This window comes from Parahaliea maris (assembly GCF_008064665.1).
GTDB classification, from domain to species: domain Bacteria; phylum Pseudomonadota; class Gammaproteobacteria; order Pseudomonadales; family Halieaceae; genus Parahaliea; species Parahaliea maris.
In genome coordinates this window covers 1-1595 of the sequence record NZ_VRZA01000021.1, presented here as the reverse complement: position 1 = coordinate 1595, position 1595 = coordinate 1, and the positions used below count along the sequence as shown (strand labels likewise).

At 62.2% G+C, this 1595-nt stretch carries 1 protein-coding gene; it reads left to right on the top strand.

The features are described from left to right. A partial coding sequence (locus FV139_RS20985; protein ID WP_148070455.1) for an Ig-like domain-containing protein occupies positions 1 to 1595 on the top strand: 1595 nt, incomplete at both ends.

Genomic DNA, 1595 nt, shown 5'->3' with positions numbered 1-1595 from the left:
CCGCCGCCGCCCCCGCCGCCGGTCAACAACCCGCCGGATGCGGTGGACGACACGTTCACGACCGAGGTGAATACCCCGGTCAGCGGGACGGTGTTCCCCAATGACAGTGACCCGGACGGGGACGCGTTCACGGTAACGGGTAACACCGACCCGGCCAATGGTACGGTGGTGGTCAATCCCGACGGTACCTTCACCTACACGCCGAACGAGAACTTCGACGGCAGCGACAGCTTTACCTACACCATCTCCGATGGCACGGGTTCGGATACTGCGACGGTCAACATCGTGATCAACGATAACCCGATCGATATCAATGACCCGATCGAGACCCGTGGTATCGAGCAGCCCTTTGACGAGGCCAACCTTGATGACGGTACTGCACCCAACGCGGCTGCGCTGATCAAGACCGGCAGCTTCGAGGTGGTGTCCCTGGACGGGCTGGCCAGCCTGACCGTCGAGGGTACGGAACTCACCGACGGTAGCGGCAACCTGTTGGCCGGTGGTGTGACCATTGTGAAGAGCGGCATTGAGATCGCCTTCACCGACATCGCGTTCGACGCGGCGACCTCGACCTACACCGTCAGCTACACGGCTACCCTGACCGACGACTACGTTCACGATGCCAGCGATGCGCAGGTAGATGCTGCCGAAACCCTGGCCCAGATCCCCTTCACCATCGAGGTGATGGATGCAGACGGCGATACCGCGTCGGTCACCCGCTTCGCCACGATTCTGGATGACGCGCCGATCGCACTGGCCGACGTCGACAGCACCGAGTCCGGCGTGGCCTCCGGTAACGTACTGACCGGTGTCGGTGGAACCGATATCAACACCACCGACGGCGTGGCGGACATCGCCGGTGCCGATGGCTTTGCGGTGCCCACTGTGGTGGGCGTCTCCACCAGTGACGAGGCGGTTGAGGATGGCAGTGGTCTCGGTGGCCTGAACAGCACCAAGGGTACCCTGGTGCTGAATGCGGATGGTTCCTACACCTACACGGCGAACGAAGATGCCGAAGGTGTCGACGTTTTCTACTACAGCATCCAGGACAGCGATGGCGATGTCAGCACCACCAGCCTGACGATCAACATCGACGGCGATCCGATCATCACCGACCTCACGCCCCAGGTTGAGGGTGGCGATGTCATTGTTGATGAGGATGACCTGGCGCCGGACGGTTCCGACCAGTCTGATTCCACGACCCAGCCTGGCACCTTTACGATCAATGCACCCGATGGGGTGAATGACCTGACCGTGGGTGGCGTCACGGTGATCGCCGGTGGCGTTTTTGTCGGCGCACCGATCAATATTCCTTCGGCCCTGGGCAACACCATGACCATCACCGGCTACGACGCCAACACCGGGGTGGTGAGTTATACCTACACCCTGCTGGCAGCGGAGACCCACGGTGCTGCGGGTGAGGATGGCCTGTTCGAGAGCTTCCCGGTCGTCCTGACCGATACGGATACCGGCGTCGCCAATGATGTGCTGTCGGTGCAGGTTGTGGACGATGTGGCCACGGCCATGGACGACACCAATGGCACCAGTGCTGGCGGTACTGTGGGCGGCGACGTGGTGGCCAACGACGTGACCGG